Annotated in this window: 8 protein-coding genes; 2 read left to right on the top strand and 6 right to left on the bottom strand. The window is 63.5% G+C overall.

Annotated features, from left to right (window positions below):
• Positions 1–379: 379 nt before the first annotated feature.
• From J4D52_RS27140 to aceK, 6 genes are all read right to left on the bottom strand, one after another.
• Positions 380–1,723, bottom strand: coding sequence for an OprO/OprP family phosphate-selective porin (locus J4D52_RS27140; RefSeq protein WP_025805086.1), 1,344 nt, complete (start codon positions 1,721–1,723; stop codon positions 380–382).
• Positions 1,724–2,076: 353 nt separating this feature from the next.
• Entirely contained in the window at positions 2,077–2,310 is a 234-nt protein-coding gene (locus J4D52_RS27135) for an anti-sigma factor (RefSeq protein WP_025805085.1), read from the bottom strand.
• The gene (locus J4D52_RS27130; protein WP_025805084.1) at positions 2,304–2,918 is read right to left on the bottom strand and encodes an RNA polymerase sigma factor; all 615 of its coding nucleotides are present in this window, start codon (positions 2,916–2,918) and stop codon (positions 2,304–2,306) included. Before J4D52_RS27130 ends, J4D52_RS27135 begins: the two co-directional genes overlap by 7 nt.
• A gap of 101 nt (positions 2,919–3,019) precedes the next feature.
• Positions 3,020–4,141 (bottom strand): beta-ketoacyl-ACP synthase III, encoded by a 1,122-nt coding sequence (locus J4D52_RS27125; protein ID WP_063428899.1) that lies wholly within the window; start codon positions 4,139–4,141, stop codon positions 3,020–3,022.
• 338 nt (positions 4,142–4,479) lie between these two features.
• Complete coding sequence (gene hrpA / locus J4D52_RS27120; protein ID WP_102676189.1) at positions 4,480–8,391, bottom strand: ATP-dependent RNA helicase HrpA; 3,912 nt, start codon at positions 8,389–8,391, stop codon at positions 4,480–4,482.
• A gap of 221 nt (positions 8,392–8,612) precedes the next feature.
• Positions 8,613–10,334 carry a bifunctional isocitrate dehydrogenase kinase/phosphatase gene (gene aceK, locus J4D52_RS27115; RefSeq protein ID WP_025805081.1) on the bottom strand — a complete coding sequence of 574 codons (1,722 nt, stop codon included), beginning with the start codon at positions 10,332–10,334 and terminating at the stop codon, positions 8,613–8,615.
• A gap of 200 nt (positions 10,335–10,534) precedes the next feature.
• On the opposite strand from aceK, the gene J4D52_RS27110 reads away from it, so the two are divergent.
• Together J4D52_RS27110 and J4D52_RS27105 are read left to right on the top strand one after the other, a co-directional pair.
• Positions 10,535–11,449, top strand: coding sequence for a DMT family transporter (locus tag J4D52_RS27110; RefSeq protein WP_063428895.1), 915 nt, complete (start codon positions 10,535–10,537; stop codon positions 11,447–11,449).
• Positions 11,450–12,165: 716 nt separating this feature from the next.
• On the top strand, positions 12,166–15,909 hold the full coding sequence (locus J4D52_RS27105) for an autotransporter domain-containing protein (protein ID WP_063429383.1): 3,744 nt from the start codon (positions 12,166–12,168) through the stop codon (positions 15,907–15,909).
• The last annotated feature ends 152 nt before the right edge of the window (positions 15,910–16,061 follow it).

Below are 16,061 nucleotides of genomic sequence, written 5' to 3'. Positions count from 1 at the left end.
CGAAAGCGATTTTCTTGCCATCAGTCGTGATGCTGCTAACGATGTACAGCATGTCTACTTCGGCTTTCAGCACTGTCCCTACCGATACGGTTTCACCGCTTGCCAGCACAGCAATGGTTTGAGGCCCGGTGCGATAGTCACTCGCCATTCTTTGCATGGTCATTTCCATTGTGTCTGTGACTGTCGGTAGCCGACTCGCTGAATCAGCTCTCGACAGGTCTGGTAAGCCTCAGGCCTGCGTTCGCTTAAATTTCAGTAACCGATATTCACTCCAGCACGGTCTGAGAGGACAGGCAAAAAAAAGCCCCGCCGGAGCGGGGCTGAAACGAAAGGAGCTTTAACGGATGAGAAAGAGCTCTTTACAGCAAGTGCATCGACATCAGAACACGTACTGGGCGCGAACGATGAAGCCGTCGCCGTCGTCGTCACCGGTACGCGCGGCTGGAGTACCACCGCTGGCGGCCGTGGCGTTGGTGACCTTGTCGGTCTTGGCCTTGACGTAGGTGGCGGAGATTTTCACTGCTTCGTTGGCGTACCAGTTCACACCCAGGTTGTGCACCTTGACTTCGGCATCGCCGACGTCGCGGGTCAGGCTGGCGGTGGTGATGTTGTCGTCTTCGACGGTCATGCTGTCGTAACGATAGAACAGTTCCCAGGCGCCGAAGGCTTTGTTGGCCGGCTTGATGGCGTCGAACTTGCCAACCTTGTAGCCGCGGGATTCGCCGGTCAGGGTGTAGGCGCCCTGCACGTAGAAGCCATGGCCCTTGATGTCTTCGTAGGCGTTGGAATCAGCCTTGGTCTTACGGGTGATGTATTCACCCTGGATCGAGGCTGGGCCCATGGCGAACGCGGCTTCCAGACCCAAAGCGGTGTCACGGTCGTAGGAGCCGGCAGGCGAAGTCGAGCTGCCGCCCAGCACCGGACGGTTGCCGTTGGTACCGGCATCGTTACCACCCAGGGTCTCGACGCCACGCATGCCCATACGGGTGCGATAGCGGGAGTCGAAAGCGGTGTCGGAGACATCGCGCGAAGCCACGTTCACACCGAAGTGCAGGACATTGCCGGCATCGTGCATCGGGGCGAAGACGAAGCGACCGTTGACCTGCTTGACGCTGTCGCCGTCGGTGTCGTCGGTGTCCTTGCTGAACACGCCGGCCGAGGCATAGAAGGAGTCGGCGAAGGTGCTGGAAGCCTGCAGGCCCATGCCGTTCTGGTGAGTGTTGGCCCAGTCGACCATGTCGTAGGAGATGTTACGTTCCGGCGCGGTGACCCACTTGGAGCTAGTGGCTTTTTCCAGGCCGAAGTCCGGGTCGAAGCGACCGACCTTGATCGACACCGGCTTGAAGCCGTTGTAGGCCAGCGAGGCTTCGTCGAAGTAGCCGTTATCGGAGTCACCGGTGTTGTGGGAGAAGTCGTAGTTGATGGTGTAGGCCCAGTCGGTGTACAGCACGCCGGACAGCTCGAGGAACGCGCGACGGAAGTAAGCGGCGTCGGCGCTGTCACCGTTCTTGGTGTAGACACCGTCGAAGCGGCTGTAGTCGGCTTGCAGGCGACCACCGAGTTTGAAGCTGAACTCTTTGTCTGTGGTGGCAACCTCAAGGCCGCCCTTGGTCTTGACTACGATATCGGCGCCATCGGTGGTGACGGTGCCAGCGAAAGCCTGGGCGGTAACTGCCAGGGCCAGGGCGCTGGCGGCAAAACCGGCGAAGTGCTTACGGATCATCGAAGATTTCCCCTAATTGGTGGTCTGTAGCGCTGGAAAAAACACGCGAGTCAGGCCCGCTTGTGTTGGGAGGGAATCTTGGCGGCGGGTTATTTCAGGGGAGTTGCTGCTAGATAAAGATTTAATGACAGCGGAACTTTTTTACTTCCAAACGAAATAAGGCAAAAAGCCTGTACTAGAGCCTTGGGTAGGGGATTTTGCGCAAAGTCGGATCCAATGCAAGCGCTGCCGAGCACCGCTATCGACGGCGAAAACAGGCGCTGTTCTCGAGATCGCTGCAGGGGGTTGCGGGCCTTGTCGGAAGGAGGTCGAGCCTGCGGCAGTGGCTACAGGCTCGGGAGTTCAGGCGGAAGTCAGGCGTTGCGCTTGTGCTCGGCAGCCAGGCGTTCGGCCAGTGCGTCGACATCGGCGACGGGCGCTTGCGGCATCTTGCGCAAGGTGGCCTGCATCAGGCGCATCTGCCGCAGGAAACGCCGGCAATTGGGGCAGAACAACAGGTGATGGCGCTGGATCAGGCGCTGGCGAAAGCTCAGCTGACCATCGAGATAGTCGCTGGAGCGTGCCACTTGTTCCTTGCAGGTCAGCATTGGCCGGTCTCCTCGAAGTGCTCCACCGTGGCAAAAATCTTCAGCCGCGCCCGGTGCAGCAGCACCCGGACATTGGAGAGGGAAATGTCCAGAAGATTACAGATCTCCTCCAACTCCAGGCCCTGGCGCTCGCGCAGGGTCAACACGCTGCCTTGCAGTTCCGACAGGCTCAGCAAGGTGTGTTCCAGGCATTCGCGCAGCTCGGCCTCGGTGAGCAGGGCTTCCGGGGTGTCGGCGTGCCAGGCGAACGGCGCCACCAGCCAGTGCCCGTCAGAGGAAGAAAAACGTTCGTCGCCGATGGTGCCGTGGGGGGACGGCAGGTCATCCAGCAGGACTTCCCGGCGGTTCTGTTTGTAGCGGCTTTTCGCCGAGTTGGCGGTGATGGTCAACAGCCAGGTCTTGAGGCTGGAACGCCCCTGGAAACCGGCCAGGTTGCGCACCACCGACAGCCAGGCATCCTGCACCACTTCGTCGGCGTGGCGCTGGCCGACAATGGCGTAGGCCACGGCGCGCATGGCGCTCTGGTAGGTGCCGACCAGTTCCTTGTAGGCCTTTTGCTCGCCGGCCAACAGGCGTTCAAGCAGTTGCGTGTCGTCAGCTGCGGACATTCATGCCTCGTAATCGGAATCAGGGATCACAGCCGGCCAGCGCCGCCGGCCCCATGCAGGAGCCGACGGCCACCGATCAGCGGCTGCGATCCATAAGACTGTCAACGCTTGCGCAGAAGCACACTGCCAATCGAATAACCGGCGCCGAACGAGCTGAGTACCGCCAGCGAGCCGCTGGGCAGGTCGTCCTGGTTCTTGTGGAAAGCGATCACCGAACCGGCCGAACTGGTGTTGGCGTAGGTGTCGAGAATCACCGGTGCTTCCTCTTCGGTGGCTTCGCGGCCCAGCAGCTTCCTGACGATCAGGTGGTTCATGCTGAGGTTGGCCTGGTGCAGCCAGAAACGCTTCACGTCGCTGACGTTCAGCTGGTTTTCCTGCAAGTGCTCGGCGATCAGTTCCGCCACCATCGGGCAGACGTCGCGGAACACCTTGCGGCCTTCCTGCACGAAGAGTTTGTCCGGCGCGCCGATGCCCTCTTCCGCCGCGCGGTTGAGGAAGCCGAAGTTGTTGCGGATGTTGTTGGAGAACTTGGTCAGCAGCTTGGTGCTGATGATGTCGAACTGGTACGGCGAGGTGGCCAGGTCGGCCCGCTCGATGATCACCGCGGTGGCCGCGTCGCCGAAGATGAAGTGGCTGTCACGGTCACGGAAGTTCAGGTGGCCGGTGCAGACTTCCGGGTTGACCATCAGGATCGCCCGGGCCTGGCCCAGCTGCACGCTGTTGCAGGCGGCCTGGATGCCGAAGGTGGCCGAGGAGCAGGCCACGTTCATGTCGAAACCGAAACCAGCGATGCCCAGGGCTTCCTGGACTTCGATGGCGATGGCCGGGTAGGCGCGCTGCAGGTTGGAGCAGGCGACTATCACCCCGTCGATGTCCGCGGCGGTCTTGCCGGCGCGTTGCAGGGCCTGCTCGGCGGCGCCGATGGCCATCTGGCAGAGTACCGACCATTCGTCGTTGGAACGCTCGGGCAGGCGCGGGGTCATGCGCTGCGGGTCGAGGATGCCGTCCTTGTCCATGACAAAGCGGCTTTTGATGCCGGAGGCCTTCTCGATGAAGGCCGCGCTGGATTCGGTCAGGGCCTGAACGTCGCCGCGCTCGATCGCTTGCGCGTTGTCGGCGTTGAACTGATGCACGTAGGTGTTGAAAGACTCCACCAGCTCTTCGTTGGAGATGCTGTTGGCCGGGGTGTACAGGCCAGTGCCGCTGATGACGACGTTATGCACGTTCGTTCCTCTATTCTGTTCAGGCAGAAGGTATTGGCACCGTCGTACCAAACCGTAAATGGTCTATCCCGACTGGCGGAATCGGACCTGACATGGCTTTATTCCGCTTTGCCCGGGCGGCGAACGCTCAAAACCGCGGGGCCGGCATTTATAACGGCGAAGTTTGCCATAACCGCTGGCGTTTGGCCCCATCGGCAAGCGTAATCGCCGTAACGTCGCCGATCCCTGTAGCCGCTGCCGTAGGCTGCGATCGACCTCGAAGAGGGTGTGCTCCCTGAGATCGCGGGAAGGTCCTTCGGACCTTATCGCAGCCTGCGGCAGCGGCTACAGGCGTCGTATCAGGCTTCCACCTGGCTCCACTGCTTGTTCAGGCGCTTGTCGGAAATCGGCGCCTTGGTGCCCAATTGCTGGGCGAACAGCGATACCCGGTATTCCTCCAGCCACCAGCGGTACAGCTCCAGCTGCGGGTCGCGCTTGCCTTCCTGGGCATGCTTGCCGGCACGAGCCTGGTACTGACTCCAGAGGCCAGCCAGCTCGCCGCTCCAGACCCGGTCCTTCTGCACCTGGCTGCCGAGCTTCTCGAAACGCAGCTCGACGGCCTTGAGGTAACGCGGCAACTCCTTGAGCCATTGCGTCGGGGTTTCGCGGACAAAACCCGGGTACACCAGGTGGCCGAGCTGCGACTTGATGTCGTTCAGCGCCACCGCCTGGGCCAGGTCGATCTTGCCCTTGAAGCGCTTTTGCAGGCCGTGCCAGAGCTTGAGGATGTCCAGGGTCAGGCGCGCCAGGCGCTCGGCGTGCTCGGTCCAGTTGCCGCGCTTGCGCTCGGCCAGCGACGCCAGGCCGGCGCCGTCCCGGGGCAGGCTGTCCTCGCCTTCCAGCACGCAGCTGTCGAGGCTGGCCAGCAGGATGTCTTCCACCAGGGCATCGACACGCCCCAGTTCGCGATACAGCAGGCCCAGCTCGGTCAGCCCCGGCAGCTTGTTGCGCAGGAACTTGGCCGGCTCGGCCAGCTGTTGCAGCAACAGGCGCTGCAAGGCGCGGCGATGCTGGAACTCGGCCTCGGCCGGGGTGGAGAAGCGCCCCTCCTTGACCGTGCCACCCTCTTCCACCAACGCCGGATACACCGTCATCGACAGCCCGGCGATCTTCTGCTGGGTCTTCTCCGCCACCGCGGCGAACACCTTGGCCTCTACCGGCTGCTGGCTTTTCGCGGTTTGCGGCACGGCCAGGGCAGCCTGGCTGGCTTCGGCGAAACGCGCGGTCAGTTCGGCCAGGTCGCGGCCTTCGCCGAGGAACTTGCCCTGGGCGTCGACGATTTCCAGGTTCATCCGCAGGTGGCTTTCCACCTGTTGCGCCGACTCGGCCCAGGCTTCGTCGCTGACCCGCGCCCCGGTCATGCGCAGCAGCTCGCGCCCCAGCGCCTGGGGCAGCGAGCCCTGGGCGAAGTCGATACGCGCCAGGGCCGCCTTGACGAAGTCCGGCACCGGCACAAAGTTCTTACGCAGCGCCTTGGGCAGGTTGCGCACCAGGGCAATGCACTTGGCTTCCACCAGCCCCGGCACCAGCCACTCCAGGCGCTCGGCGGGCAAGGCCGGCAGCAGCGGCGCCGGCACCCGCAGGGTCACGCCGTCCCGTGGGTGGTTGGGCTCGAAGTGGTAACTCAGGGCCAGTTCCAGATCGCCGATCTGCAGGGTGTCCGGGTACTGCATGGCGGTGACTTCACTGGCCTCGCGGGCCAGCACGTCTTCCTCGCGCATGATCAGCAGCTTCGGGTCTTTCTGGCTGTTGACCCGGTACCAGCTGTCGAAGGTCGCGGTCTGATGAATCTCCGCCGGCAGGCGCGCGTCGTAGAAGGCGAACAGGGTTTCCTCGTCGGCGAGGATGTCGCGGCGCCGGGCCTTGGCTTCCAGCTCGTCGAGCTGTTCCAGCAAGCGTGTGTTGGCGCTCAGGCATTTGGCTTTCGACTGGATCTCGCCACGCACCAGGCCTTCGCGGATAAACAGCTCGCGCGACACCACCGGGTCCACCGGCCCGTAATGCACCGGGCGGCGGCCGACCACGATCAGGCCGAACAGGGTGATCTGCTCGTAGGCCACCACCTGCCCGCGCTTCTTCTCCCAATGGGGTTCGAAGTGGTTCTTCTTGATCAGGTGCCCGGCCAGCGGCTCGATCCAGTCCGGCTCGATCTTCGCCACCATACGCGCATAGAGCTTGGTGGTTTCCACCAGCTCGGCGGTCATCAGCCACTGTGGACGTTTCTTGCCCAGCCCGGACGACGGATGCACCCAGAAGCGCCGCTGACGGGCCCCGAGGTAGTCGCCCTCCTCGGTCTTCTGGCCGATCTGGCTCAGCAGGCCGACCAGCACCGCCTTGTGCAGCTTGGGATAGTCGGCCGGTTCCTTGTTCAGGCTCAGTTGCAGGTCGCGGCAGATCAGGCTCAACTGGCGATGGGAGTCGCGCCACTCGCGCAGGCGCAAGTAGTTGAGGAAATTCTTGCGGCACCAGTTACGCAACGGACTGGCCGTCAGCGCTTGGCGCTGCTCTTCGAAGCCGCGCCAAAGATTGACCAGCCCGGCGAAATCCGAGTCGGCGTCCTTCCATTGCGCGTGGGCCTGGTCGGCCGCCTGCTGGCGCTCCGGCGGCCGCTCGCGCGGGTCCTGGATCGACATGGCGCTGGCGACGATCAGCACTTCCTGCAGGCTGCCCAGCTTCGCCGCTTCCAGCAGCATGCGACCCATGCGCGGGTCCACCGGCAGCCGCGCCAACTGGCGGCCCAGCGGCGTCAGCTGGCTGTTGCGGTCCACCGCCGAGAGTTCTTGCAGCAGGTTGAAACCGTCGCTGATGGCCTTGCCATCCGGCGGCTCGATAAAGGGGAAGGCGGTGATTTCACCAAGGCGCAGATGGAGCATCTGCAGGATCACCGCCGCCAGGTTGGTGCGCAGGATCTCCGGGTCGGTGAACTCCGGACGGCCGTTGAAATCCTCTTCGCTGTACAGGCGCACACAGATACCCGGCTCGACCCGGCCGCAGCGGCCTTTACGCTGATTGGCGCTGGCCTGGGAAATCGCCTCGATGGGCAGGCGCTGGACCTTGGCCCGGTAGCTGTAGCGGCTGATGCGCGCGGTGCCGCTGTCGATCACGTAGCGGATACCCGGCACGGTCAGCGAGGTCTCGGCGACGTTGGTCGCCAGCACCACCCTGCGGCCCGGGTGCGACTGGAAAATCCGCTGCTGCTCGGCCGGTGACAGGCGCGCATACAACGGCAGGATTTCGGTGTGCTTGAGCTGGGCCTTGCGCAGCATTTCGGCGGCATCGCGAATCTCCCGCTCGCCCGGCAGAAACACCAGCACGTCACCCGGGCTACGGCGTTCGCTGCGCTCATGGGCGGCGATTTCATCCAGGGTGGCGAGGATTGCCTGGTCCACCGTCAGGTCATCCTCGACCCGGTTGCCCTCTTCGTCCTGCTCCAGGGTCAGCGGGCGGTACCAGGTTTCCACCGGGAAGGTGCGGCCGGAAACCTCGACGATCGGCGCGTTGTCGAAGTGCTTGGAGAAGCGCTCCAGGTCGATGGTCGCCGAGGTGATGATGACCTTGAGGTCCGGGCGCCGCGGCAGCAGGGTCTTCAGGTAGCCCAGGAGGAAGTCGATGTTCAGGCTGCGTTCGTGGGCTTCGTCGACGATGATGGTGTCGTAGCGTTCCAGATAGCGGTCGTTCTGGGTTTCCGCCAGCAGGATGCCGTCGGTCATCAGCTTGATCAGGGTGTTCGAGTCGCTCTGGTCCTCGAAGCGCACCTGATAACCCACCAGAGCACCTAGCGGCGTCGCCAGTTCTTCGGCAACCCGGCTGGCCACGCTGCGCGCGGCGATCCGCCGAGGCTGGGTGTGGCCGATCAGGCCGTGCTGGCCGCGGCCGATTTCCAGGCAGATCTTCGGCAACTGGGTGGTTTTACCCGAGCCGGTTTCGCCGGCGATGATCAGCACCTGGTGCTTTTGCAGCGCAGCCTTGATCTCGTCGCGCTTGGCGGCGATCGGCAGGCTGTCGTCGTAGCGAATCGACGGCACGCTGGCGCGCCTTGTGACCACCTGGGCGCAGGACGCCTGCATGCGTTCGACCCACTGCCCAAGCTTGGCCTCGTCGGGCTTCTTGCGCAGTTCAAGCAACTGCCGACGCAACCGGTGGCGGTCGGCGAGCATGGCTTGGTCGAGGTTTTTCAGCAGCTGGTCGATTGCAGGCGATTCGGAAGTCATCGGGTACGCAAGGGTCGTCTATTTATGCAGGGGGCGGATTGTCGCAGATTTAACGAGCGAACGAGATCCTTGTAGCCGCTGGCGTAGCCTGCGCTCGGCTGCGAAGCAGTCGTAAAACCTGCTTCCCGAGTGTTCTTGATGTACCGCAAGCAGCGGTTTTGCGAGGACTTCGTCCTCGGACGCAGGCTTCGCCAGCGGCTACAGGGGCGCGCGGTGCAGGCTTATTCGTTATCCCGCTCCTTGCGCCGATACGGGAACACATCGATCACCTTGCCGGCGCGAATGGCGTCCTGCAGGCCTTTCCAGTAATCGGCGTTGTACAACTCGCCGTGCAACTGGTCGAACAGCTTGCGCTGCCCGGCGTCGGCGAACAGGAACGGCGGGAACTCCTCGGGGAACACATCCAGCGGACCGATGGAGTACCAGGGCTCGGAGGCCATCTCGTCCTCCGGGGTGCGCGGCGCCGGGATATGGCGGAAGTTGGCTTCGGTGAGGAAGCAGATTTCGTCGTAGTCGTAGAACACCACCCGGCCATGGCGGGTGACGCCGAAGTTCTTCAGCAGCATGTCGCCGGGGAAGATGTTGGCCGCGGCCAGTTGCTTGATCGCCAGGCCGTAGTCCTCCAGCGCCTCGCGCACCTGGGCCGGGTTGGCGTGGTCCAGGTAGAGGTTGAGCGGGGTCATGCGCCGCTCGGTCCAGCAGTGGCGGATCAGCACCGTATCGCCCTCCACCGACACCGTCGACGGCGCCACTTCCAGCAGTTCCGCCAGGCAGGCCGGATCGAACTTGCCCAGGGGAAAGCGGAAATCGGCGAACTCCTGGGTATCGGCCATGCGCCCTACCCGGTCGACGCTTTTCACCAGGCGGTACTTCTCGATCACCGTGGCGCGGTCAACGTTTTTCGACGGCGAGAAGCGGTCCTTGATGATCTTGAACACGGTGTTGAAGCCCGGCAGGGTGAACACGCTCATGACCATGCCGCGCACGCCCGGGGCCATGATGAACTGGTCGTCGGTGTTGGCCAGGTGGTTGATCAGCGCCCGGTAGAACTCGGACTTGCCGTGCTTGTAGAAACCGATGGAGGTGTACAGCTCGGCGATATTCTTGCCCGGCAGGATGCGTTTGAGGAAACCGATGAACTCCGCCGGCACCGGCACGTCGACCATGAAATAGGAACGGGTGAAGGAAAAGATGATCGACACATCGGCTTCGTCGGTGATCAGCGCATCGATCTGGATGCCCCGCCCTTCGCGGTGCAGCAGCGGAATCACCAGCGGCCACTGCTCGTCGTGGGTGTAGATGCGCCCCACCAGGTAGGCGCCCTTGTTACGGTACAGCACCGAGGAAAACAGCTCCACCGCCAGCTCCGGGTCCTTGCACACCCAGTCCGGCAGGTTCTCCCGCAGCTGCGACTCCAGGCGCCGCAGGTCGCCGGGCAGGTCGGCATAGGCCTCGCTGAAGCTGTAGTCGACGAAGATCTGTTCGAGCATCGTCGACAGATGGCCTTGCGGCCGGTAGGTGCGGGTCTGCGCGGCCCGGGCGCGACGCAGGCTCGGCCGCGTGGTGTGGATGAACATGCAACCGTCGCTGATCAGGTCATGGCTGAACAGGCCGCAGAAGGCCGAGTTGTACCAGGTCTCGGACAACTCATCGTCGAAGCGCAGGTCGATCAGGCTGATATAGGCGCTCTTCACCAGCGGCCACTGATTGACGTCGAGCAGGGTCTCCAGGTCGAAGGCCGTGCGCAGCCGCTGCACGGTCTCGCTGACCTTTTCCTCATACAGGTTGATCCGTGCCGCCGAGGCGGTCTGCGCCTCCTGCCACTGCGCCTGCTCGAAGCGCGCCCGGGCACCGTCGGTGATCTGGCGAAAGTGCTCGCGGTAATCGTCGAAGCCATCGAGGATCGTTCGAGCGATATCGGCGGCGGGCCATTTCTGCGGCATGGTGAGACCTCTGCGGGAATTCGGAAAGGCCTGAGCTTAGCCAGTGAACCGGGTGCAGGAGAAGTGCAATTTTTCCGCGGATGGCGAAGGATCCCGTCAATTCAACCGCAAGATAGCGATTGCTCGCGCCCCGTCTCTCGGCAACACTCTCGCCCTGCCGAAAAAAGGGCCGTTGCAAGGGCCATCAAAGGAGTTGCCCCGTGAGACTTGTCGATACCCTACGTTTGTTGTCCCTGGCCGCGATCTGGGGCGCGAGTTTTCTGTTCATGCGCATCATCGCTCCAGTGATCGGCAGCATTCCCACGGCCTTCTTTCGTGTCTCCATCGCCGCCACCGGCCTGCTGGTGATCCTCGCGCTGATGCGCATCAGCTGGGACTTCCAGGGCAAGTTCAAGACCGTGCTGCTGCTCGGCGTGATCAACTCCGGCATCCCCGCCACCATGTATTCGGTGGCGGCCCTGGTGCTGCCGGCCGGTTATTCGGCGATCTTCAATGCCACCACACCCTTGATGGGCGTGCTGATCGGTGGGCTGTTCTTCCACGAGAAACTGACCCCGACAAAAATCGCCGGGGTCAGCCTGGGCCTGTTCGGCGTGGGCATCCTGACCCGCGCCGGCCCCATGACATTCGACCTGGAACTGCTGCTGGGCGCACTGGCCTGCCTGCTTGCCACCACCTGCTACGGCTTCGCCGGTTTCCTCGCGCGGCGCTGGCTGGACCAGGCCGGCGGCCTCGACAGTCGCCTCTCGGCCCTGGGCAGCATGCTCGGCGCCAGCCTGTTCCTGCTGCCGATTTTCGCCTACAGCGCCATCAGCCAGCCGCCCGCCAGCTGGGGCGGCTGGAGCGTCTGGCTGTCGTTGCTGGGCCTGGGGCTGGCCTGCACCGCCTTTGCCTACATCCTGTATTTCCGCCTGCTGAGCTCGATCGGCCCGGTCAAGTCCATGACCGTGACCTTCATGATCCCGCCGTTCGGGGTGTTGTGGGGTGCGTTGCTGCTGGACGAGCCGCTGTCCATGGCCCACCTGTATGGCGGCGTGCTGATCGCCGCGGCCTTGTGGCTGGTACTCAAACCGGGAGCCCGGGTCGCCTCGCCCCAGGAACTGGCGGATCGCTGATCGCGTCGACTCACCCGACATCGCGAGTGGCCCTGCCTGAAACAGGGCGCGCTCGCCACGTGCACGGCAGTTTCGATCGGATTTGAACGGAACCGAACTGAATATTGGATGGCGCAACTTCTGCCCTTCGGCAAAAAAACAAAACAATAAAGAACCACCGCCTTCCACAAAAAACAAATAACGCCCTCCCAATAAAATCTCCCCTCTAAAACAAAAAATCACTCCCCCCGCCGCGTTTACTTTTACAACCCTCTTTTACGCCCCTCGACCAAAACCCATAAAACTTGAATAGAACTCCCTAAAAAAGCCAGCTCCAGACGTTTCCACCACCAACAGCAATGAACTAACCATAACTAACAAGGATTATTCTCGACCATCACAAAGATATTTCTGAAAAGTTTCAAAAAAGTTCTCAACCTCTCTCCCTACGTATATTCCCGCCTTCTTCTTTATTAAGTTACCGGCCCTCTCGCAACTTTCCGGACAACTTGATCAGCCATTCAACGCCTATGAACAAACCACTCAGGCCGCACTGTTACAGCAGCGACCCTATTGCACTTCATAGCCCAAAAACTCCGCTCCCGGCCAGGAAGCATCTCGCGCCTCTGTGCAGCCTTCGAACGCTTTAACCCTCGGCGCGCGCCGCTGATCCCTAGCGCACTCGACGCCATTTCCACCCCTCCGACCACACAGGCACCGCCTTGGAAAAGAAGACCATGACACCCCACAGTTTCAGACCCTCCAGCACCGCGCTCGCCGTCGCCCTGGCGTTGAGTTCCTTCGCCCCGGCCGTACTCGCCACGACGAACTGGACCGGAGACGCCCATCACATTGCCTATGACCAGGATGGCAATCCCTATCGCGTCGACGACAGCAACGCCTGGGAAAACAGCGGCAACTGGAGCAACGGCGCTCCCGCCAGCAATGAGGCGGTCAACATCGATCGCCCCCTCGCCGGGCGCAACAACCAGGTCGCACAACTGGACAGCGCGCGAACGGTCGGCAGCCTGAACCTTGGCACCGTCAACAATGGCCTGGGCCAGTTGAATGTCGGTGGCAGCGGCAAGCTGAACGTCGGTGACGGCTTCACCCTGGGCACCGTACAGGGCGCCACGGGCAAGGCCACCTTCAACAACGGCGCGACCTTGGACACCGGCGGCGACCTGATCGTCGGCAAAGGCGGCTCCGCCGACCTGACCCTCAAAGGCGGCGCCAAGGCCCGCTCCCAGGGCGACACCCTGATCGGCGCCGAGCGTGGCGCGAACGGCACCCTCATCGCCGACGGCGGGTCGACGCTGACCAGCGACAAGCGGCTGGTGGTCGGCGGCGCCGGCAATGGCACCCTCGAGGTCAAGAACGGCAGTCAGGTAAACAGCCAGGACAGCATCATCGCCGCCGAGTTGGGCGCCAACGGCACAGCCAGCCTCTATGGCGCGGGCAGCCTCTGGAAAACCCTTGGCGACATGACCGTGGGCCAGGCCGGCAACGGCTCGCTGCTGCTCACCAACGGCGCCAAGGTGCAGACTGCTGGCAGCACCGTCCTCGGTGCGCTCAGAGGTGGCAGCGGTACGGTCAGCGTCGACAACGGCACGCTGTCCACCGACAAGACCCTGATCGTCGGCGGCGCCGGTAACGGCACCCTGCAGGTCAAGAACGGCGGCCAGGTAACCAGCCAGGACAGCACCATCGCCGCCGACCTGGGTGCCAATGGCAGCGCCAGCCTCAATGGCGCGGGCAGTCTCTGGAAGACCCTCGGCGACATGATCGTGGGCCAGGCCGGCAACGGCTCGCTGTCGCTCACCAACGGCGCCAAGGTGCAGAACGGTGGAAACACTGTCCTCGGCGCACAAAAAGGCTCGAATGGTTCGGTCAGCGTCGACAACAGCACACTGTCCACCGACAAGACCCTGATCGTCGGCGGCGTCGGCAACGGTGCCCTGGAGATCAAGAATGGCGGTCAGGTAGAGAGTCAGGACGGCATCATCGGTGCCAACCAGGGCGCCAGTGGCAGCGCCAGCGTCGATGGCGCGGGCAGCCTGTGGGAAACCCTCGGCGACATGATCCTGGGCCAGGGCGGCAACGCCAGCCTGGTGCTCGCCAACCAGGGCGTGGCCAAAGTCGGCGGTGGCACCTTGCGGATCGCCGCCGACAGCACCTCCAACGCAGCGCTTTATGTGGGAGCGACCAGCGACAAGGCCGCCGACGCCAAGGGCGCAGGCCGGCTGGAAGCCAAACGCGTGGTCTTCGGCCAGGGCCAGGGCCTGGTCCAGTTCAACCACAGCGACCGCGACTACCAGTTCGATGCCGGCTTCGAAGGCCAGGGCCGCATCAATCACATCGCCGGGCAAACCGTATTCAACGGTGACTCCAGCCGCTTCACCGGCCAGTTGAATGTCAAGGGCGGCGAACTGCTGCTGAACAACCGCATGGCCGGGCAAGTGCAGGTCGACAAGAATGCCAGCCTGCACATCGGTGCCTTCAACGGCAGCCAAGGCGAAGTGCTCAGTGATATCGGCAACGATGGCCAGGTAGTGTTCGACCGCAACAACCAGTACCAGTACGACCACGTCATCCACGGCAGCGGCTCGGTCGAGCAGCGTGGCACGGGCAGCACCCTGCTCACCGGCGAAAACACCTACAAGGGCGGCACGCTGATCAGCAACGGCACCCTGCAACTAGGTGCCGGCGCGAACGGCGGCAACAGCGGTTCGATCCTCGGCGACGTGCAGATCGACGCACCCGGCAGCCTGGTGTTCAACCGAGCCAACGGCTACACCTTCGGCGGCGCCCTCTCCGGCACCGGTACGCTCTATAAGCGCGGTGCCGGGCGCACCGAGCTGAGCGGCGACAGCTCCGCCTTCCACGGCCGTAGCCATGTCGATTCGGGCATCCTGGCCGTCAATGGCAAGCTCGGCGGCTCGACCGATGTTCATGACGGCGCGACCCTGGCCGGCAATGGCCAGGTCGGCAACGTCACCCTGCACAAAGGCGCGACCATCGCCCCCGGCAACTCCATCGGCACCCTGAGCCTGACCGGCGATCTCGACCAGCACAGCGGTTCGACCTTCCATGCCGAACTGCTGAGCACCGGGGCCAACGACCGGCTGCTGGTGAACGGCGCGGCGCGGCTCGAGGACGGCAGCATCATCAAGGCGGACAAACTCGACAGCAAACGCTACGAGCTGGACCGTCGTTACCTGGTGCTCGCCACCCAGCAGGGCCTGAGCGGTCGTTACCAGCTGACGGGCGATACCTGGGTATCGACCTTCTATGACCTGGTGGACAACTACGACAGCCACAACGCCTACCTGGATGTGCAACAGACACGCCTGTTCCAGGAAGCCGCCTTCACCCGCAACCAGCGGGCCACAGCCACCGCGGCCCAAAGCCTGAAAGGTGCGGCCGTGCCGGCGCTGACGCCGCCGGTGCACAACAAGCTGTTCGAGGCCATCGCCTATCTGCCCGATGACCACCAGGCGCGGGATGCCTTCGATCAGCTGTCCGGCGAGTTCCACAACTCCAGCCGCTCGGCGCTGATCCAGGACAGCCGCCTGGTGCGCGACGCCGCGAACAGCCGCCTGCGCTCGGCGACTGTCGCCCAGGAGCGTGACACCGCGAGCGACGCGCACTCCGGCCTGACCCCGTGGATCACCACGCTGGGCAACTGGGGCGAGGTCAAGGGCGACAGCAATACCGCCACCCTGCGCAGCGACACCAAGGGCTTGCTCACCGGTGTCGATACCGCGGTCGGTGACAGCGGCCATATCGGCGTGCTGACCGGCTACAGCCGTACCGAACTCAAGAGCGCGTCACGCGACTCCTCAAGCGACAACGACAACATCCACCTGGGTGTCTATGGCGGGGCACAGGCCGGCGGGTTCGACCTGCGCGGCGGCATGGCGTACACCTGGAGCCGGATCGACGCCAAGCGTTCGGTGAACTTCGCCGGCTACAGCGACCACCTGAAGTCCAAGCATGACGCCAACACCCTGCAAGCCTTCGGCGAACTGGGCCGGCGTTTCGACCTCAGCCCTTCGGTACAGCTGGAACCCTTCGCCAACCTGGCCTATGTGCAGGTCAAGAGCGAAGGCTTCAAGGAGCGTGGCGGCCCGGCGGCCCTGCGCGCCAAGCACGCGTCGGACGAGCAGACGTTCTCCACCCTGGGCCTGCGCGCCAGCGCCGACAAGCAGCTGGACAACGGCAAGTTGCTCACCCTGTTCGGCAGCGCCGGCTGGAAACACGCCCTGGGCAGCAACACACCGTCCAACACCTACCGTTTCGACGGCAGCGACGCGTTCCGCACCGAAGGCGCAGCTTACTCGCGCAACAGCGCGGTCGTCGAAGCTGGGGTGGAAACCCGGGTGACTCCCGAGCTGAGCCTGGGCGCCGCCTACAGCGGGCAACTGGGCAGCGGTGCCAGCGAACACGGCCTGCGCCTGAACGCCAGCTACCGCTTCTGACCCCGCCCTGATCACACAGCGACGGCCCCGCCGCTGCGTATTGTGGATTGACCGGCAAGGCACGCTTGCCGGTCTTTTTTTGCCCTTGGCCAGGGCATGCCTCCAGCAGCAATGGAGGTATCCGTGACTGCCATTCAATACCCGGCGCGCTG

This window comes from Pseudomonas sp. GW460-12-10-14-TSB1 (assembly GCF_017349775.1).
In the GTDB taxonomy this organism is placed as follows: domain Bacteria; phylum Pseudomonadota; class Gammaproteobacteria; order Pseudomonadales; family Pseudomonadaceae; genus Aquipseudomonas; species Aquipseudomonas piscium.
Note: the sequence above shows the minus strand (reverse complement) of the source record. Positions and strands in the feature narration are given on the sequence as shown.

What these genes read in the sequence shown, in the direction of transcription:
- J4D52_RS27140 (WP_025805086.1), bottom strand. Translation starts at nt 1,723, where the DNA reads ATGATCCGTAAGCACTTCGCCGGTTTTGCCGCCAGCGCCCTGGCCCTG.
- J4D52_RS27135 (WP_025805085.1), bottom strand. Translation starts at nt 2,310, where the DNA reads ATGCTGACCTGCAAGGAACAAGTGGCACGCTCCAGCGACTATCTCGAT.
- J4D52_RS27130 (WP_025805084.1), bottom strand. Translation starts at nt 2,918, where the DNA reads ATGTCCGCAGCTGACGACACGCAACTGCTTGAACGCCTGTTGGCCGGC.
- hrpA (WP_102676189.1), bottom strand. Translation starts at nt 8,391, where the DNA reads ATGACTTCCGAATCGCCTGCAATCGACCAGCTGCTGAAAAACCTCGAC.
- aceK (WP_025805081.1), bottom strand. Translation starts at nt 10,334, where the DNA reads ATGCCGCAGAAATGGCCCGCCGCCGATATCGCTCGAACGATCCTCGAT.
- J4D52_RS27105 (WP_063429383.1), top strand. Translation starts at nt 12,166, where the DNA reads ATGACACCCCACAGTTTCAGACCCTCCAGCACCGCGCTCGCCGTCGCC.